Origin of the sequence: Paracoccus suum (genome assembly GCF_003324675.1) — a bacterium.
In the GTDB taxonomy this organism is placed as follows: Bacteria; Pseudomonadota; Alphaproteobacteria; order Rhodobacterales; family Rhodobacteraceae; genus Paracoccus; species Paracoccus suum.
This window is the reverse complement of sequence record NZ_CP030918.1, coordinates 2,681,232-2,699,562: the sequence shown is the minus strand read 5'-3', so window position 1 is coordinate 2,699,562 and position 18,331 is coordinate 2,681,232. Positions and strand designations below refer to the sequence as shown.

Sequence of the window (18,331 nt, the reverse complement as noted above, 5' to 3'; positions counted from 1 at the left end):
GCCGGCGCGAATTGGGGAGGAACAACCATGACCGCACTGAAATCCGCGGCCCTTGCCGCCATCCTGACGACGGCCGCCACCGCCGCTCTGGCCGAATGGCCGACCGACCGACCGATCGAGATGATCGTGGCCTTCGCCCCCGGCGGCGGCACCGACATCATGCTGCGCACGCTCGCGCCCTTCATCGAGGCGGAACTCGGCACCCAGATCCCGGTGATGAACCGCCCCGGCGCCTCGGGCGAGATCGCCTATACGGCGCTGTCGCAGGCAAAGCCCGACGGCTATACCATCTCGTCGCTGAACACGCCCGGCTTCCTGACCATGCAGGTGGACCGCAAGCTACGCTTTGACCCGGCGGCCCTCTGCCCGCTGGCGCGCATCGTGGAAGATCCCGGCACCTTCGTCGTGCAGGCAGGCGCGCCCTATCAGACGCTGGCCGACCTGGTGGCCTTCGCCAAGGACAACCCCGGCAAGGTTTCGGTCGGCACCACCGGCGTCGGCACCGACGAACATCTGGCCATGCTGCAACTGGAACAGGCGGCGGGGATCGACCTGACCGCCGTGCCCTTCGCCGGCGCCAACGAGGCAAAGACCGCCCTGCTGGGTGGCCATGTCAGCATGATCGGCCTGAATGTAGGCGAATACGCGACCAGCGACCACAACGCCATCCGGGCGCTGGCGCAGTTTTCCGAGGAACGCTCGACGCTTGCCCCCGACCTTTCCACGGCCAAGGAGCAGGGCTTCGACGTGATGATGTCGTCCGAACGCGGCCTTGCAGCCCGCTGCGACGTGCCCGAGGCCGACCGCACCCGCCTGTCGCAGGCGATCGAGGTGGCACTGGCCAAGCCCGAATTCCTGGAAAAGGCCAAGCAGCAGAACCTGCCCCTGTCCTATCAGTCGGGCGCCGACTGGACGGCGGCGATGCCCGCGCGGCTGGAACGCTTCCGCCAGATCCTGGCGCTGGTCAAGGAAAACCCGTGATGGCCGCGCCGGACGCCCGCATGGGCAACCGCCCCGACCTGCTGACGGCGGCGCTGTTCCTGGGAATCGGGGTACTGGGACTGGTGATGTCGGGGCCGCTCGAGTTTGGATCGCTGGCCAGCATGGGGCCGGGGTTCATGCCTCGCCTGGTCTGCGTGCTGCTAGTTGGGGTGGGGCTGGCCGTCGGCTTGTCCGCCTTGCGCAGCCCGTCCGAGGTGATCGAGGCGATCCGGGTGCGCCCGCTGCTGGTCATCACCGTCGCCATCGTGGGCTTTGCATTTGCTGCCACCCATCTTGGTTTCGTTCTGGCGTCGCTGTGGCTGATCATTGCCGGTTCGCTGGCCGATCCCGGCGGACGCTGGCGGACGACGCTGCTGCTTGCCGCGGGGCTGACGCTCTTTGGCGCGCTGGTCTTCGTCTATGGGCTTGGGGTGCAGGTGCCCCTCTGGCCTGTGTGACCACGGCGGGCGGGCCACGGCGGCCCGCCTGACACCACATCGCCCGAGGAGGGGTGAGGGATGGAATTCGTTGACCTGCTGATGCTTGGCTTCGGCGAGGCGATGTCGCCCGCCAACCTCGGCTTCTGCCTGATCGGTGCGCTGCTGGGCACACTGATCGGGGTGCTGCCGGGGATCGGGCCGACCGCGACCATCGCGGTGCTGCTGCCGATCACCTTCTTCCTGCCGCCGCTGGCCGGGATCATCATGCTGGCCGGCATCTATTACGGCGCACAATACGGCGGTTCGACCACGGCCATTCTGGTCAACCTGCCGGGCGAGGCATCCTCGGTCGTGACCGCGCTGGACGGCTATCAAATGGCTCGGCAGGGCCGGGCCGGGGCGGCGCTGGCCATTGCCGCGCTGGGTTCGTTCTTTGCCGGCACCGTGGCGACGTTTGCCATCGCCATCGCCGGGCCGACGCTTTCCAGCTTTGCGCTGTCCTTCGGGCCGGCTGAATATGTCTCGCTGATGCTTTTCGGCCTGCTGGCGGCGACGATCCTGGCCAGCGGGCCAGTACTAAAGGCGATCGGGATGATCCTGTTCGGCCTACTCCTGGGCATGGTCGGCACCGACGCAGAGACGGGGGCCGAGCGGCTGACCTTTGGCGCGCTGGAACTGTTTGACGGCATCGACTTCATCGTCATTGCCATCGGCGTCTTTGGCTTCGCCGAGATCATCACCAACTTGGAACGCTCGGGGTCCGAGGGCGTAGGTGTCGCGCCTCTTACCCGGCTCTGGCCCTCGCGCGAGGATTTCCGGGCGTCGTGGGGGGCCGTATTGCGCGGCACCTGTGTCGGCACCTTCCTTGGCCTGTTGCCCGGGGGCGGTGCGACGCTGGCCTCGTTCAGCGCCTATTCGCTGGAAAAGAAAGTCTCGCGCCATCCGCGGAAGTTCGGCACGGGCGTGCCCGAGGGCGTCGCAGCGCCCGAGGCAGCCAACAATGCCGCCGCGCAGTCGTCCTTCATTCCGCTGCTGACGCTGGGTATTCCGTCCAACAACATGATGGCGATGATGCTGAGCGCGTTCATGATCCACGGCATCACGCCCGGCCCGTCGGTGCTGACCAACCAGCCCGAGATCTTCTGGGGCCTCGTCGCCTCGATGTGGATCGGGAACCTGCTGCTGGTCGTCATCAACCTGCCGCTGATCGGGCTGTGGGTGCGGCTGCTGACGGTGCCCTATCGGCTCTTGTATCCGGCAATTCTACTGTTCTGCTGCATCGGCGTCTACAGCATGAACAACCGCATCTTCGATGTGGTGCTGGCAGCGGGCTTCGGGTTGCTCGGCTATCTGTTCCGCAAGGCGAAATGCGAGCCGGGACCGCTGCTACTGGGCTTCGTCCTTGGCCCGCTACTGGAAGCGAACCTGCGGCGGACGATGCTCATCACCCAAGGCGATCCGTCGATCTTCGTGGAACGGCCCATCAGCCTAGTCATGCTGCTGGCCACGGTCGTGCTGCTAGGACTGATGATCCTGCCAAGCTTCCGCAAGACGCGGGAAGAGGCCTTCCAGGAAGATGAAGGGTGAGGACGGGGCTGCTGGCCCCCTTTTTCCGTTCTGGTGAGGAGCGGCGGTGCCATCCCCTCCAGCAACTGCTGAACCGCGGCGTTTGCCGAGAGCAAGCTCCAGTGACGGTCCATCGCCAGGGCGGGTTGCGGAAGATGCCCCTGCAGGGTTCCGTCGATCGCCTCGCGCGCCGCGGAAAGCTCGGGTGCGTCCAAGGGGCGCTGCGGAAAGTGCGCAGCGTATCCGGCGGCATTGAAGATCAAGTTACGGTCGCGCAGCGGCAGGGCGAGCCGCTCTGTCAGATTCAACACCATCGCACGACTGGGCTGGGCCCGCCCGGATTCCACAAAGCTGAGGTGGCGCTACGATATGTCCGCGTCGAGCGCCAGTTCAAGCTGGCTGAGCCGGCGACGCTGACGCCACCGCCGCTGTAGGCCGCCGACAGTGGCCTGATCCTGTTCCATCCCCTGACGACCTTTGGTCCCGGCTCCGCCGCGCCGAGGGCATTGTCGACGACCAAGTGGCCGAACGGCTGTTGACGCCCACGTTCCAGATCGAGCCAAACCCCTTCGCTACTATCAGGAGATCGCCGTGAACCGCGCCGTTCAGGCGGCGCTTCAGGGCAGGAAGCCGGCACTGCTCACACTGTGCACAGGAGCGGGCAAGACTGCCGTCGCCTTCCAGATCTGCTGGAAGCTCTGGTCGGCACGCTGGAATTCCAAAGGGATCAACCGCAATCCGAAGATCCTGTTTCTCGCTGATCGCAACGTCTTGGTCGACGATCCGATCGCAAAGGACTTCGGCCCGTTTGGTTAGGCCCGTCACAAGATCTCTGGCGGGCTGGCGGTCAAGAGCCGCGACATGTAATTCGCGATCTACCAGTCGATCGCGTGTGACGAGAACCGTCCCGACCTCTACCGCGAGTATGCGCGCGATTTCTTTGGGCCGGGCGCATGCCGGGAAATGGCCGTCGGAGGGCAGCGTCGCCTTCTCTCTGCTCATCGGCAAACTGATCGACGAGACCGGCGACCGCCTCACTCCGACCCAGACCAGAAGGGTTCGCGCCGCTACCGCTATTACGTCTCCAACTGGCTCATCCCCGGTCCGCCCGATCCGACCGCCTGGCGCCTGCCCGCGGCGACGCTTCAGACCGGGATCGCACTCGGCATCCTTGCGCACGTCGCCCGGCTTCTGCGCGAGTACAGGTTGCTCGCCGAACCCGATCTCCTACGCCACCGTCAGGCTGAAGAGCAATCGGCGGCAAAGGTCTTTGACGCGAGCGGGAAAGCGGATGCAGAGGCGCGACTGTTCGGACTGATTGCCGAGGGCCGGATCGCGTCTGACCGTCTCACCCTCCGCTTGTCCACCGGCACTGTCGGGCGCTCAGCAGTCTGGAGCCGAACGTGTGCTGTCAGACGAATGCGAACTCGTCTCAGTGTTTGCAGCAGGGCCGTCTTTCAGGCGGTGCCGAGCTGCCGCCACTCGGCGATAGCAGCGGCTCGGTTGGCTTTGAGGTGCTGACGGCGGGAGAGGCTGCGGTCCCGGCTGAAATGGTTTGAGACGGAGGCGTGGAGGGCGACGAACATCTGCAGGCTTCGCATGCGGCGGAAGCGGAGCATGGCTCGTTCTCGTCGCCGGAATGGCAAATGTGAATTCTCGACGCGATTGTTCGCGTGCCGCGCAGAGAGCTGCTTCGCACCTGCTCCGAGCTCGCGAAGGGCCGCACCATAGGAGCGAAGGCGGTCTGTCACGATCTTGGTCGGAGAGCCATACCGGCGCATCAGCTTGCGCAGGAAGCGCTGCGATCGTGGGTCTTGGTAACCACGGACTCCAGCACCTCGCCCTCGTGGTCGACGGCGCGCCAGAGGTAATGCTGGATGCCGTTGATCTTCACGAACACCTCGTCCAGGTGCCACCGCCACTGCGGACCCGTCCCCATGAATGAGGCTCGCTTCCGGCGGATCTCAGAGGCGAACAGTGGGCCGAACCGGTTCCGCCAGAAGCGGACTGTCTCATGGCTGACCTCGATGCCGCGCTCCTGCAGCAGGTCCTCGACGTTGCGCAGCGAAAGCGGGAACCGAACGTAGAGCATCACGGCCAGGCGGATGATTTCGGGTGAGGTCTTGAACTACCGAAACGGGCCGCGCTGGGTCATGCCGGAAGGGTAGGGTTGACGCTGCCGGTCGGACAAGCCGGGTTTATCTGACAGTGCCGATCGAGCCGATGAGCCCGCCGGTTATCCGCTGCGCCATCTACACGCGAAGTCGACGGACGAAGGGCTTAACCAGGGTTTTAACTCGCTCGATGCCCAGCACGAGGCCTGTGCTGCCTATATCGCGAGCCAGCGTCACGAGGGCTGTCGGGCGGTGAAGGAGCGCTACGACGATGGCGGCTTCTCGGGCGGCAAGACCGAGCGCCCGGCGCTCAAGCGGCTCCTGGCCGAGATCGATGCCGGCCGGATCTCGAAGATCGTTGTCTACAAGATCGACCGGCTGACCCGCTCGCTCGCCGACTTCGCCAAGCTGGTCGAGCGGCTCGAGGCGAAGGGCTGCTCCTTTGTCTCGGTGACCCAGGCCTTCAATTCCTCCACTTCGATGGGGCGGTTGACGCTGAACGTGCTGCTGTCCTTTGCCCAGTTCGAGCGCGAGATCACAGCCGAGCGCATCCGCGATAAGATCGCGGCCTCCAAGAAGCGGGGGTTGTGGATGGGCGGCACGCTGCCGCTCGGCTATGACCGCCATCCGGATCCGCGCGAGCAGGTGCTGGCTGTGAACGAGACCGAGGCTGCGACAGTCCGGCAGATCTTCGGTCTCTACGAGCACTGTGCCAGCCTCTCGGCCCTTGCGGAGGAGGTACGCCGCCTTGATCTGCGCTCGAAGTCGCGCCCGGGCCGCGATGGTTGTGAGATGGGCAACCGCCCGCTGGCCCGTGGACAGCTGCACTACCTGCTCTCCAACCCGGTATACCGGTCGCACCCGCGATGGTCGGACTGAGCACGCGGGCCAGCATCCGGCGATCATCGGCGAGGCGCAGTGGCGGCGTGTCCAGGCCATGCTCACCGAGGCCGCCGGCCGGAAGCGGGGCGAGACCTCACTCCCACCGCCCGGCGCCAGCCTGACCGGCAAGCTGGTCGATGAGACCGGAGATCGCCTGACCCCCACTCACACGCAGAAGGGAGGGCGGCGCTATCGCTACTATATCTCCAGTCGTCTGGTAACGGGAGGCAGCGACAAGTCTGCTAGGCACACCCCGGCACGGGCACTGGAACCGGCACTTGCCAGCGGGATTGCCACGCACCTGCGTGCCCGGGTCGATCAACATGACCTGCTGACGCTGCCAGACCTCACCGGCCACAATGGCATGCTGGAGAGGCTGGCCTCCTCAGGCGCGGACGTAGCGGCATAGAACCGCTGGCTCGGCTTGATCGAGCCAGGGACGCTGTCCCGCGAGGGCGTGGATCTCGTACTCAGCCGCGAGAAGCTTGCAGCGCTCTTTGGGGTTGGGACCGACGCGCTCGCCCCCAGTGCCCTGCAGTTGACGTTGCCATTGGCGCTCAAGCGGCGCGGCGTCGAGCAGCGCCTGGTGATCGGCGACCGGCAGACGCAGCCAGATGTGCAACTCGTTGCGCATCTGATGCGGGCGAATCGTTGGCTTGGCGAGATCCGGCGTGGGCGGGACATCCGCACGATTGCCAAGGCTGACGGAATCTCTGAAGGCTGCCTCCGCGTGCACCTGCAACTCACCCTCCTCGCTCCCGGGATCCAGCAGGCAATCCTTGAGGGCACCCAGCCGGCCGCATTGACCCTGCACCGTCTCACCCGTCCGAAGATGCCGGCCGACTGGAGTGTGCAATACAGCCGCACCGGCATCGCGCCGCCGCGCTGATCGGACCTCCTGCCCATCTCACGGGAGCTTCTATGATCAGCAGACACCTTCCCCGCCCGCATAGTAGGTTTCCCTGTTACCCACGTTCAATTGCCTGTTCCGGCGAGCAGGGAATTTGCTATTCAAGGTACTGATGCTGCGGCAGAAAATAGCTCGGATACTGGCCGTCCGGGACCGCCCGAAGTTGATTTCCCTGTAAACTCCTTCGGAACAGGGAAAATGCGCGCAAACCTCACGACCTTGGAGCCGCCCCGAGACCGGGTCGCGGAATGCAGCAGATGTGTGCAATGGAAAGCGTCTCTCCGCAAAGCAGCGGCACACAAGGAACGGAATTCACGCGGATAATTCCGCGCATCCCGGCAGAGATGAATTCAGGTAAGATGACTGGCTGGGGCGGTAGGATTCGAACCTACGGTACACGGTACCAAAAACCGATGCCTTACCACTTGGCCACGCCCCAGCAGCGAGGGGGTGTTTAGCTAGGCCAAACTGCGGCCGCAAGCGTAAAAACTTGCTGGTCGCGGGATGCTGGGGCGGGTAGGCCGCGCGGATGGAAAACTGGGATGTCGTCATTCTCGGCGCCGGTGCGGCTGGGCTTTTCTGCGGTGGCTCGCTGCGCGAGTTGGCGCCGCATCTGCGCGTGTTGTTGCTGGATCACGCGAGCAGGGCCGGTGAAAAAATTCGCATCTCCGGCGGCGGCCGGTGCAATTTCACCAACCTCGCGACCCAGCCCTCGCGGTTCCATTCTGCCAATCCGCGCTTTGCTGCCTCGGCGCTCGCCGGCTACACGCCAGAGGATTTCGTCGCCCTGGTTGAGCGCGCCGGAATCGCCTGGCATGAAAAGACCGCAGGCCAGCTGTTCTGCGACGGCAAGTCGACCCAGATCATCGGCATGCTGCATCGGCGTATGGCGGGGGTGGAAATGCGCCTGGGCGTTGCAGTGGAGGGGGTCGCCCCGCGACCGAATGGCTTCAAGGTCTCGACCAGCTCTGGCGCCATCACAGCCAGCCGTGTGGTGCTGGCCACGGGGGGCAAGTCCATCCCCAAGATGGGCGCCAGCCCGGTGGGATACGCCATCGCCGAGAGCCTTGGGCTGCGCCTGACCGAGACTCGCCCGGGCCTTGTCCCGATGACCTTTGCCGAGCAGGACCTGGACTTGTGCCGTCCGCTCGCCGGGATCAGCGTCGAGGCCACGGTCACTGTCGGTCGCACCAGCTTTCGCGACGCACTGCTTTTCACCCATCGCGGGCTCTCAGGGCCGGTGATCCTGCAGGCCTCCAGCCTGTGGTTGCCCGGGCAGCCGGTGGTGATCGATCTGGCACCGGATGCGGGCCTTGCCGCACGCCTGCGCGAGGCGCGAGGCGCGACGCCGCGGCGGGCCGTTGCCACCGTTCTGGGGAGCGTGCTGCCCGAGCGTCTGGCGCAGGCCATCGCGGGTGACGGCGATAGCGGTGCTCGGATCGGTGCGATGGGCAATGCTGCGGCCGAGGCACTGGCGGCGCGGGTGCACCGCTGGCAGATCCGCCCGGTCGGCACCGAAGGCTACCGCACGGCGGAGGTGACAATGGGTGGGGTAGATACCCGCGATCTGGACGCCCGCACGCTACAGGTCAGGAAAGTTCCGGGCCTGCACATCATCGGTGAGCTGGTGGATGTCACCGGCTGGCTCGGCGGGTATAACTTTCAGTGGGCCTGGGCATCGGCGCACGCCGCGGCAAAGGCGATTGCCGCGGGGTAACGGTCGCCCATCGGCGGTCTAAACGCGCTGCGGATCGGCCTTGGCCAAGGCGTCAAACTTCATCAGCGAGGCGATCAGAGCCGGCATCGCCTCCAGCGGGATCATGTTCGGCCCGTCTGAGGGCGCCGTGTCGGGCGCCTCGTGCGTCTCGATGAATACCCCGGCAACCCCTAGGCTGACCGCGGCGCGGGCCAGCACGGGCGCGAACTCGCGCTGACCGCCGGAGGCCCCGCCAAGGCCGCCGGGCTGCTGGACGGCGTGGGTCGCATCCATGATGACCGGCCAGCCGGTGCGGGTCATGACCGGCAGGCTGCGCATGTCCGCGACCAGCGTGTTGTAGCCAAAGCTGACGCCGCGCTCGGTCAGCATAAGCCGCTCGTTACCGGTCGAGGCGACTTTGTCGGCCACGTTCTGCATGTCCCAAGGGGCAAGGAATTGGCCCTTCTTGACGTTCACCGCGGCGCCCGTCCGGCCGGCGGCGAGCAGCAGGTCGGTCTGGCGGCAGAGAAACGCGGGGATCTGGATCACGTCCACCGCCTGAGCCGCAGCCTCAGCCTGCGGGATATCATGGATGTCGGTCAGCACCGGGCAGCCGATGCGCTCGCGCACCGTCTGTAGCCATCTCAGGCCCTCCTCCATACCGACGCCGCGACGGCCCTGCAGCGAGGTGCGGTTGGCCTTGTCGTAGCTGGCCTTGAAGACGAAGCCGGCGCCAGCAGCCCGGCACGCTCCGGCCATCGCCTCGGCGATCATCAGCGCGTGGTCCAGCGTCTCCAGCTGGCAGGGTCCGGCGATCACGGTCAGCGGCAGGTCGTTGCCGCAGGTGACATCGCCCAAGGCGACAGTGCGTTGCTCCGTCATGAGGATACCTGCTCGCGAAGGACAGAGGCGGTCAGCGACAGCATCAGGTAGATGCCGGCGAAGATGAGGAAGGCGACCAGCGTGTTCTGGGCCGACTTGGGATAGGTCGGCTCGTCCGGGGGCACCGGCGGGAGTGCGAGCGAAAGGTAGCGGACCTGCTTGTTCGCCTCGATTCGTGCCGCCTCGACCTGGGCCGCGGCGGTCGCGAACAGCTGCTGGCGGGTCTGCAATTCGCCCTCGGCGATGCGCAGTTCGCCGGTGACCGAGGCCAGCGATCCACGGGAATCCGAGGTCTGGGTCAAGTCGGCGCGGCGGTCGGCGATCAACTCCTCCAAGCGCTTGATGTCGCCCTCGACGCCGGCCACACGGCTGGCGTTCGGGCGGACGTTGGACTGCAACTGCCCCAGCTCGAGCTGCTTCTTCGTCAACTCGCCCTCCAGCGTGGCGATCTGCTGCATGGCGACCGTGTTTTCGGAAATCGGGTCAAGAACGCCCAACTTTTGCTGCAGCTCCTGGATGCGGTTCTGGGCGGCGGCGACCTTTTTCTCGGCGTCGGCATAGCTGGCCATGGCGCCGGTCATCTGGTCGTCGCGCAGGCGCGCGGTCATCTGGTCGACCTGCCCCTCGGCATAGCGGATCAGCGCCAGCGAAAATTTCTGCGACAGTTCCGGGTCGGGCGCGGCGACCGCGAGGCCGATTACCCCCTCGGTCGGATCATAGCTGATCTTCACCATGTCCTTGTAAACGGAATAAGCTTCTTCGTTGCTGGAATCCGGGGGCAGGCGCAGCAGCGGGTCGATCGAGGGGTCCTGGAAGACGCGCTTGAAACCAAGTTCAGCGTCAAGCCGCATCATGGCATCGCGCGAGCCGAGATAGCTTTGCACCGCGACGCTGTCAGGATTGGTCGCAAGCTGCGTGCCGGACAGCAGGCCACCCAGCGGTCCTGCGGAAGCACCCTCGGACTTCTGGATCTGGAATTTCGATTCTGTCGCGTAAAGCGGAGTCGCCTGGGTGAAATAATACCACCCCGCTATCACGGTCGGCAGAAAGACGAAGGCAGCCAGACGTACGAACAGCATCAGCATCCGGCGGCGGCGGCGGCGGGCGATGTCTCGCTGGATGCGCAGGATTTCGGCGGCGCGACGCTCTTCGGTCATCGCCTCGCGGCTGGGCAGGTGCGGCGTACCGGCGGGGGCCGGGGGGCGGCCGGGCGCAGCCTTCACGGGCAGGTTGCCACGTCCCTGCGCCGGCCCGCTGCCGCGCCCCTCGGGCAACGGCTGAACGCTGCGCGCCTGGCGGCCGCCGACGACCGAGGGTGAATTCGGCGCCGGCTGGCTGGTGGCCCGATCGCCGGCTTCGGCCACGGCCTTGCGCAGGCCAGTCCGCTCCATCGGGTCGATGCCCTGCAGGCGCAGCCGGACGATCGCCTCCTCGTCACTGGCGGCCTCGATGCCGTGCGAGGCCGCGAGGCGTGCCGCGACGCGCAACTGGCGGGGCGACAGACGCTCGGCCTCGACCTCGGCTATGGCTTTTGCCATTGCTTCGGGGCTCAGATCGCCAGCCGGTTGGCCGTCGGCGGTCCGGCGCGCGGTGTTCGCGGCAGCGCCCGGAAAGGTCATGCCGGCAAAGCCGTCCTCCACGGTGGCCTCGTTCGAAACAAGCAGGTCGCTGTGGTCCGTCGCCGGCTCGAACGGGACGTCTTGGGCCGGTGCAGGCCCGGCAGCTGCCGCCTTGCTGTCGCCGGTATCGCGGCGCGCGCGGATCTCAAGCCGGACCGGGCCAGGCTTTGCCCCGGCTGCGGGCGAGGGCGGCGCGCCGGCCGAATCCGGCTCGCGCGAGACCCTGGCCTTGGCGAGTGCGGATTCGGCGGGGCTGAGGCGGTAGAGGCGGGCTTTAGGCGGTGTAGTCATAATACTGCTTCGCCTCGTCGAGCGTTTCGAACATGTACAGCCGTCCATCGCGCAGAACGCCGGCGCTACGGCAGAATTTTTCCAAGGTAGAGGCCTGGTGCGAGACCACCACCACGGTTGAGGTCTTGAGCCGGTCGAACAGCACGCCCCCGGCCTTGCGATTGAAGTTGGCGTCGGTGGTCAGGGGCATCCCCTCGTCGATGAGGTAGATGTCGAACTCGAGTGACAGCAGCAACGCAAAGTTCAGCCGCGCCCGCATCCCTTGGCTGTAGGTGCCGACCGGCTGGTCGAAATATTCGCCGATCTCGCACAGCCAGCGGCAGAAGGCCTCGGCATAGTCGGGATCGAGGCCGTAGATGCGGGCGATGTAGCGCACATTCTCGTTGCCCGAGAGCCGCGCCACCACGCCGCCCATGAAACCCAAGGGAAAGGAAACGCGGCAATCGGCGCGGATGCGGCCCTCGTCGGGCTTTTCCAGCCCACACATCATGTTGATCAGGGTCGTCTTGCCGGTGCCGTTCGGCGCCAGGATACCCATCGAGTTGCCAAGCTCGACCCGGAACGAGGCCTGATCGAGGATCACCTTGCGCTGCCGGCCGGTCCAGAACGATTTCGAAACGTTATCGAATTCCAGCATCCGTCAGCCGCCTTTCAAGGGGCGGGCGGCGATCATCGGATAGCAGCGGGGCAAGGTGATGGCAGGCACAGGCATGGGTTTAAAACGAAGTGCGGTCATGAGGTGAAGACGGTTCGGCGCGGGATCGGACCGGGGCGCGGCAGAACGCCCGCAGATGGCGGACACTAGGTCAATCCGGGCCGAAAAGTAAACGGACAGACTAAGATGTTACGCAAAGGCGAGGGGTTGTGAGGAGCCAGCCCGAGCGCTCACCGCGACGGCACGGACGCGACACAACCGTGGGTTTAGTGGCCACCCGCGCGCATCCCTCACCCCCTTGGCAACATTGCAGCGCGGCGCGAAATCCTCCATGCAGCGGCTTCGGCGGACAGGGATCAGGCGGTGCGGCCGTGGCAAAGATCGCTTTTATCCTATTGGCGCACAAAGACCCCGATGGGGTGATCGCGCAGGCGCAGCGTCTGACCGCGACCGGCGATTTCGTCGCCATCCATTTCGACCGCCGCGCCCCCGCAGCCGCGTTCACCGCAATCAAAGCCGCCCTGCAGGGCAATCAGCGGGTGACCTTCGCCGCCCGGCGCCATCGCTGCGGTTGGGGGGCCTGGTCGCTGGTCGCCGCCACGCTGGAGGCGGTGCGCGCCGCGGTGACAGCCTTTCCGACGGCGACCCATTTCTACATGCTTTCGGGCGACTGCCTGCCCATCAAGTCCGCTGAGTATGTCCATGATTTCCTTGACAAGGACGACGCGGACTACATCGAAAGCTTTGATTTCTTTACGTCCAACTGGATCAAGACCGGCTTTCGCGGCGAGCGGCTGCACTATCGACACTGGTTCAACGAGCGCACCCAGTCGCGCCTGTTCTACCTGAGCTACGAGATCCAGCGCCGGCTGAAGATCACCCGGCCCGTGCCCAAGGGCATTCAGGTGATGATCGGCAGCCAGTGGTGGTGCCTGCGCCGCCAGACGATTGAGAAAATTCTCGGTTTCTGTGAGGAACGACCGGACATTGTTGGTTTTTTCAAGACCACCTGGATTCCGGACGAGACCTTCTTTCAAACGCTCGTCCCGCATCTCGTCGCTCGCGATCAGATCCGGCGGCGGACGCTGACCTTCCTGATGTTCTCCGATTACGGCATGCCGGTGTCGTTCTATGACGATCACCACGATCTGCTGCTGGGCCAAGATTACCTGTTCGCGCGCAAGATCAGCCCGCAGGCGCTGGACCTGCGCGCGCGGCTGGGCGCGCTCTGGGCGGAAAAGGGACGTACCTTTACCATCACCGGCGAGGCGACAGCGCTGTTTGACTTCCTCGTCTCGCGCGGCCGGGTCGGGCGGCGCTTTGGCGGCCGGTTCTGGGAACGCGACCAGGACCTGCGACGCAGTCACCAGTTGCTGATGGTAGTCTGCAAGAAGTGGCATGTCGCGAAGCGCCTCACGGCTGCCATTCGCGAGGGCGCCGGTCTTGCAGCAGTCGATTACCTCTTTAACGAAGAGGACGCTGGCTTGCCCGATCTGGGCGGAATCGAGAAAAGCCTGGGCAAGCGTCAACGTCACCGCCGGGCCCTGATCCGCCTGCTGTTCCAGCAACTCGAACGGCGGCGGCTGGTCATCTGCGTCGATCCGCACGGCGCAGGAATGATCGCCGATTTCATATCGGACCGGATCGAGACGAGGGTGCTGCTCATCGAAACCCGGCTCGACGTCGATTACCTGCGCGGCCACATCCTGCGCACGGGACTCGCCGGCGCCGCGCCCCAGCCCGCTGCGGTCGAGCGGCTGCTTCCCATGGTGCGTGGCGAGTTGGAGCAGGAGGTCGAGCGAGTGCGCGACGTTGCTGGTGATCGCCTGCTGACCCTCGACCAGGACGCAAGCGCGGGGCACAATGCCGCCCAGCTTGGCCTGTTCCTCGGGGTGGAGACCGACGAGGCGGCTGGAATCCTGGCCCGTGTGCCGGGGCTGTTCGACGACTGACGGGCGCGGATCGCCGCGTCAGGAAACCGCAGGGGGAAACCATGACTGCTGCCGAAACCCGCTATGACCCGGACAATATCTTCGCGCGGGTCCTGCGTGGCGAGATTCCGAACGAGACCGTCGCCGAGTCCACCCATGCCCTGGCCTTTCGCGACATCCGCCCACAGGCGCCGGTCCATGTGCTGGTGATCCCAAAGGGTCCGTATGTCGACGCGGCCGATTTCGGCGCCCGCGCCTCGGACGAGGAGATCACCGATTTCGCGCGGCTTCTGGCCAAGGTCGCTGCCAGCGAGGGCGTCGACCCCGCCAGCGGCGGTAGTGGGTTTCGCACCATCAGCAACGCCGGCACGCATGGCGTGCAGGAGGTGCCGCATTACCACGTCCATGTCCTGGGCGGCGCGACGCTGGGCCGGATGCTGCCCGGTATGTGATTGCATTCGCTCCGCTTGACTAACGGGGGGCTGGCAGAGGATAAACCGCATATCTGAACGAGCGTTCAGATAACCTTTGGGAGGAGGGCACCGATGGCCATGCCGGCGATGGATTTCGACCTGGGCGAGGATGTCGCGGCGCTGCAGGACATGGTCCACCGATGGGCTCAGGACCGGGCAAAGCCCATCGCCGCAGAAGTTGACCGCACGAATGTCTTTCCGTCCGAACTGTGGCGCGAGATGGGCGAGCTGGGCCTGCTCGGCATCACCGTCCCCGAGGAATACGGGGGCAGCGGCATGGGCTATCTGGCCCATACCATCGCGGTCGAGGAAATCGCCCGCGCCTCGGCCAGCATCAGCCTGTCTTATGGCGCTCATTCCAACCTGTGCCTGAACCAGCTGAAACTGAACGCCACCGAGGCGCAAAAGCAGCACTACCTGCCCAAGCTCTGCTCTGGCGAATGGGTCGGCGCGCTCGCCATGTCGGAGCCGGGCGCGGGCAGCGACGTCGTCGGCATGTCGCTGCGCGCCGAAAAGCGTAACGATCACTATGTGCTGAACGGCGGCAAATACTGGATAACCAACGGGCCCGATGCCGACGTTGTGATCGTCTATGCCAAGACCGACCCGGACGCGGGCAGCCGCGGCATCACTGCCTTTCTCGTCGACAAGGGCACGGCTGGCTTTACGCAAGGCCCGCATTTCGACAAGCTCGGCATGCGCGGGAGCAACACGGGCGAGCTGACCTTCACCGATTGCGCCGTGCCGTTCGAGAACGTGCTGGGCGAGGAGGGCCGCGGTGTCCGCGTGCTGATGTCCGGCCTCGATTACGAGCGGTTGGTGCTGTCGGGCATCGGTACAGGGATCATGGCCGCCTGCCTCGACGAGGTGCTGCCATATGTGCGCGAGCGCAAGCAGTTCGGTCAGCCCATCGGTCAGTTCCAACTGATGCAGGCCAAGGTGGCGGACATGTATACCGCGCTGCAGACCGCGCGCGCCTTTGCCTATTCGGTTGCCAAGACCTGCGACGCTGGCAAGGTGACGCGCGCCGATGCGGCGGCGGCGGTGCTCTATGCCTCGGAGCAGGCGATGGTGCAGGCGCATCAGGCTGTGCAGGCGTTGGGCGGCGCAGGTTTTCTGAACGACAGCGTGGTCAGTCGCCTCTTCCGCGACGCCAAGCTGATGGAAATCGGGGCAGGGACCTCGGAAATCCGGCGCATGCTGATCGGCCGCGAACTGGTAGGGGCGAAATGATGCGCAGCGCGGCCGGGCTTTTCGCGGGTCTGGCGGTGGCAGCACTGACCGTAATGCCGCTTGCCGCGCAACAGGCAGCCGCTCCCGCGCCAGGCCAAGCGGATGCCGCGCCGTTTGACGCCACCATCACCGAGGCCTGCCTCAGCGGGCGCAGCGATCCATCCAGCCGCTCGGGCTGCATCGGCATTGCCGCCGCCCATTGCCTGGCCGCCTCGGGCGAGATCAACGACGCGCCAGTCTATGTGCGCTGCTATGATGCCGAGGCGGCTGACTGGCAGGCCCGGCTGACCGATGTTCTGGGCCGGCTGTCCTCCAGCGGGGCCGCCTCTGACACCGCCGAGGCTGCGGGTCCGGGCAGCGGCCGGCGCGCCGCGCTCGAGGTGGCCGAAGCGGCATGGGCAAACTGGCGCGACGCCGAATGTGCCTTTGCGCGCCGCCTGGCCCAGGGCGGCGGCGGCGAGGCCCTGGCCGGCGCCAGCTGCGTGATGCGCCTGACCGCCGAGCGCGCGCTGATGCTGGAGCAGACGGCGCAGCAACAGGTGGGTCCGTGATGCGCGGGGCATTGGCAGCGGCGGCGCTGCTCATGGCGAGACCGGCGTTTGCCGGCGATCCGGTCGGCCTCGACCCTGCCATACACGACCGCTGCCTCGCCAATGCTAAAAGCGAAGGTGCGGTGGTCGACTGCGCGGGGCAGGGCGTGACCGCCTGCCTCGCTTTCTGGAAGGAACGCGATCCCTCGCGAGATCCCTTTATCGTCCGCGACGTCTGCACCGACGCCGAGCATCAACTGTGGGAGGCGAGCCTGACGACGGCCTATGATGCGCTGATCGCGAGCACAAAGGTCAGCCGCCCGGAGGCGGTTGCTGACATCCGCGAGATGGAGCGCGCCTGGCTCGCCTTTCGCGACGCGCGCTGCAAGGCGGAGGTCGGGCTTTTCGGCCACGGCACCGGCGGCGCCATTGCCGAGCCGGAATGCCTCATGCACGAGACTGCTCGGCAGACCGCGCTGCTGCGCGAACTTGGCAAGGGCTAGCTGATGCGGCCGCCGCCAATGCTCAGGTCTTCGTGATGCGCCCGCTGCAGGGTCCGACCTTGCCGCCCGGCGATTACGCGGCGATGCGCGCCGCGTTCCGCTGGGATCTGCCGCCACGCCTGAACATGGCGCGGCAGGCGATCCTCGACCGCGCCGCGGCCGAACCGGCGCGGCTGGCGATGCTGGAGTGGTCGCCCGAGGGGGTGACCCGCCACAGCTACGCCGATCTTGCCGAGATGACCGCGCGCCTTGCCGCCGCCATCGATCCCGCGCCGGGCGACCGGGTTGGCGTGCTGCGCACTCAGTCCGCCTGGACCGCCGCCGCCCATGCTGCGATCTGGGCGCGCGGCGCCATCAGCGTGCCGCTGTTCAAGCTGTTCGGCCCCGAGGCATTGGCCCTGCGCCTGTCGGACGCCGGCATCGCCACCGTCATCACCGATCCCGAAGGCCGGGCGATGCTGGCCGGGTTCGAGTTGCGCGTCATCGTCCCCGAGGAGGACGCGCTGCTGGAGGCCGCCACCCTTGAGGCCGTCGACACCGGCCCCCAGGATCCGGCGGTCATCATCTATACCTCGGGCACGACCGGCGCGCCCAAGGGGGCGCTGCACGCGCACCGCATCCTGACCGGCCATCTGCCGGGGGTCGAGATGAGCCACGACCGGCTATTCCCCGGCGCCGACGTGATCTGGACCCCGGCCGACTGGGCGTGGATCGGCGGGCTTATCGACGTGGCTATGCCGGGCCTCGCGCTCGGCGTGCCGGTAGTGGCCGCGCGCCTGCCCAAATTCACGGCCGAGGCGGCGGCCGCCGTGATCGCCGATTGCGGTGTCACCTGTGCCTTCCTGCCGCCGACCGCGCTGCGTCTGCTGCGCGCTTCGGACGTCCGCCTGCCGCAACTTCGCAGCGTCGGCTCGGCCGGTGAGCCTCTGGGGGTGGAGCTGCTGACCTGGGGCCGGCGCGCCCTCGGCGTCACGATCAACGAATTCTACGGCCAGACCGAATGCAACATGGTCGCCTCCGGCGCAGGCAGCCTGTTCGCCCCGACACCCGGCGCCATCGGCCGTAGCGTCCCCGGCTTTGACGTGACAGTGATCGACGCCGCGGGCCAGCCGACGCAGTCCGAGGGCGAGATCGCCATCAGGAAGGGCGCGGCCTCGATGATGCTCGGCTATTGGCAAAATCCCAAGGCAACGGCGGAAAAGTTCCACGGCGACTGGCTGCTGACCGGCGATCGCGGCATCATGGATGATGGCTATATCCGCTTTATTGGGCGCGGCGATGACGTCATAACGTCGGGCGGCTACCGCATCGGCCCGACCGAGATCGAGGATGTGCTGCTGAAACATCCGGCCGTCGCGTCTGCCGCCGTGATCGGCCTGCCCGATCCGCTGCGGACCGAGGCGGTGACCGCCTGCGTTGTTCTGCGCCCCGGGTTTGTCGCCGACGCCGCGCTCGCCGCCGAGTTGCAGGACCACGCCCGGCTGTGCGCCGCGCACAGTTATCCGCGGGCGGTGCATTTTCTGGACGCGCTGCCGATGACCGTGACCGGCAAGGTGATGCGACGCGAATTGCGCGCTATGCTGACTGAGGGCGGCCAGCCCGGCGCGGGCCGGGGGAAGGACTGA

General features: G+C 66.4%; 17 protein-coding genes, 1 tRNA gene and 2 pseudogenes. 15 read left to right on the top strand and 5 right to left on the bottom strand.

The window, feature by feature from the left end:
- Positions 1-27: 27 nt before the first annotated feature.
- The 5 genes and pseudogenes from DRW48_RS13185 to DRW48_RS16550 all read left to right on the top strand — a co-directional run.
- Positions 28-981 (top strand): tripartite tricarboxylate transporter substrate binding protein, encoded by a 954-nt coding sequence (locus tag DRW48_RS13185; protein ID WP_114076821.1) that lies wholly within the window; start codon positions 28-30, stop codon positions 979-981.
- Positions 981-1,439 carry a tripartite tricarboxylate transporter TctB family protein gene (locus DRW48_RS13180; RefSeq protein ID WP_114076820.1) on the top strand — a complete coding sequence of 153 codons (459 nt, stop codon included), beginning with the start codon at positions 981-983 and terminating at the stop codon, positions 1,437-1,439. Before DRW48_RS13185 ends, DRW48_RS13180 begins: the two co-directional genes overlap by 1 nt.
- A gap of 60 nt (positions 1,440-1,499) precedes the next feature.
- Complete coding sequence (locus DRW48_RS13175; protein ID WP_114076819.1) at positions 1,500-3,008, top strand: tripartite tricarboxylate transporter permease; 1,509 nt, start codon at positions 1,500-1,502, stop codon at positions 3,006-3,008.
- Between the two features lie 101 nt (positions 3,009-3,109).
- Positions 3,110-3,421 carry a hypothetical protein gene (locus DRW48_RS16155; RefSeq protein WP_199286231.1) on the top strand — a complete coding sequence of 104 codons (312 nt, stop codon included), beginning with the start codon at positions 3,110-3,112 and terminating at the stop codon, positions 3,419-3,421.
- Between the two features lie 26 nt (positions 3,422-3,447).
- Positions 3,448-3,929, top strand: a pseudogene (locus DRW48_RS16550) (DEAD/DEAH box helicase family protein); the annotation flags it as partial.
- Positions 3,930-4,444: 515 nt separating this feature from the next.
- Here DRW48_RS16550 and DRW48_RS13160 read toward each other — a convergent pair.
- Positions 4,445-5,079: pseudogene (locus tag DRW48_RS13160) on the bottom strand (IS6 family transposase).
- A gap of 151 nt (positions 5,080-5,230) precedes the next feature.
- On the opposite strand from DRW48_RS13160, the gene DRW48_RS16200 reads away from it, so the two are divergent.
- From DRW48_RS16200 to DRW48_RS16190, 3 genes are read left to right on the top strand one after another with little or no spacing between them, the layout of a single operon-like run.
- A complete protein-coding gene (locus tag DRW48_RS16200) occupies positions 5,231-5,980 on the top strand; it encodes a recombinase family protein (protein ID WP_241963471.1) in 750 nt (249 codons plus the stop codon).
- Between the two features lie 58 nt (positions 5,981-6,038).
- On the top strand, positions 6,039-6,392 hold the full coding sequence (locus DRW48_RS16195; RefSeq protein WP_206749744.1) for a hypothetical protein: 354 nt from the start codon (positions 6,039-6,041) through the stop codon (positions 6,390-6,392).
- A 48-nt stretch (positions 6,393-6,440) separates the two neighbouring features.
- Positions 6,441-6,872 (top strand): hypothetical protein, encoded by a 432-nt coding sequence (locus DRW48_RS16190; RefSeq protein WP_206749743.1) that lies wholly within the window; start codon positions 6,441-6,443, stop codon positions 6,870-6,872.
- A gap of 385 nt (positions 6,873-7,257) precedes the next feature.
- Here DRW48_RS16190 and DRW48_RS13150 read toward each other — a convergent pair.
- A tRNA-Gln gene (locus tag DRW48_RS13150) sits at positions 7,258-7,332 on the bottom strand.
- A 90-nt stretch (positions 7,333-7,422) separates the two neighbouring features.
- On the opposite strand from DRW48_RS13150, the gene DRW48_RS13145 reads away from it, so the two are divergent.
- Positions 7,423-8,610: a BaiN/RdsA family NAD(P)/FAD-dependent oxidoreductase gene (locus DRW48_RS13145; protein WP_114076817.1), complete on the top strand. Its 1,188-nt coding sequence runs from the start codon at positions 7,423-7,425 to the stop codon at positions 8,608-8,610.
- 18 nt (positions 8,611-8,628) lie between these two features.
- On the opposite strand, the gene kdsA is transcribed toward DRW48_RS13145, so the two are convergent.
- From kdsA to DRW48_RS13130, 3 genes are read right to left on the bottom strand one after another with little or no spacing between them, the layout of a single operon-like run.
- A complete protein-coding gene (gene kdsA, locus DRW48_RS13140; RefSeq protein ID WP_114076816.1) occupies positions 8,629-9,471 on the bottom strand; it encodes a 3-deoxy-8-phosphooctulonate synthase in 843 nt (280 codons plus the stop codon).
- Complete coding sequence (locus DRW48_RS13135) at positions 9,468-11,381, bottom strand: KpsE/RkpR family capsule polysaccharide export protein (RefSeq protein WP_114076815.1); 1,914 nt, start codon at positions 11,379-11,381, stop codon at positions 9,468-9,470. Before DRW48_RS13135 ends, kdsA begins: the two co-directional genes overlap by 4 nt.
- On the bottom strand, positions 11,365-12,018 hold the full coding sequence (locus tag DRW48_RS13130) for an ABC transporter ATP-binding protein (protein WP_114076814.1): 654 nt from the start codon (positions 12,016-12,018) through the stop codon (positions 11,365-11,367). The genes DRW48_RS13135 and DRW48_RS13130 overlap by 17 nt, the downstream gene beginning before the upstream one ends.
- Before the next feature lie 389 nt (positions 12,019-12,407).
- On the opposite strand from DRW48_RS13130, the gene DRW48_RS13125 reads away from it, so the two are divergent.
- The 6 genes from DRW48_RS13125 to DRW48_RS13100 all read left to right on the top strand — a co-directional run bounded on the left by DRW48_RS13125 (position 12,408) and on the right by DRW48_RS13100 (position 18,331).
- Positions 12,408-13,988 (top strand): DUF5928 domain-containing protein, encoded by a 1,581-nt coding sequence (locus tag DRW48_RS13125; protein WP_114076813.1) that lies wholly within the window; start codon positions 12,408-12,410, stop codon positions 13,986-13,988.
- Between the two features lie 41 nt (positions 13,989-14,029).
- Entirely contained in the window at positions 14,030-14,419 is a 390-nt protein-coding gene (locus DRW48_RS13120; RefSeq protein ID WP_114076812.1) for an HIT domain-containing protein, read from the top strand.
- A gap of 93 nt (positions 14,420-14,512) precedes the next feature.
- The gene (locus DRW48_RS13115) at positions 14,513-15,673 is read left to right on the top strand and encodes an acyl-CoA dehydrogenase family protein (RefSeq protein WP_114076811.1); all 1,161 of its coding nucleotides are present in this window, start codon (positions 14,513-14,515) and stop codon (positions 15,671-15,673) included.
- Positions 15,670-16,224 (top strand): lysozyme inhibitor LprI family protein, encoded by a 555-nt coding sequence (locus DRW48_RS13110; protein WP_114076810.1) that lies wholly within the window; start codon positions 15,670-15,672, stop codon positions 16,222-16,224. The genes DRW48_RS13115 and DRW48_RS13110 overlap by 4 nt, the downstream gene beginning before the upstream one ends.
- On the top strand, positions 16,224-16,706 hold the full coding sequence (locus tag DRW48_RS13105; protein ID WP_114076809.1) for a lysozyme inhibitor LprI family protein: 483 nt from the start codon (positions 16,224-16,226) through the stop codon (positions 16,704-16,706). Before DRW48_RS13110 ends, DRW48_RS13105 begins: the two co-directional genes overlap by 1 nt.
- A gap of 35 nt (positions 16,707-16,741) precedes the next feature.
- A complete protein-coding gene (locus DRW48_RS13100) occupies positions 16,742-18,331 on the top strand; it encodes an AMP-binding protein (protein WP_114076808.1) in 1,590 nt (529 codons plus the stop codon).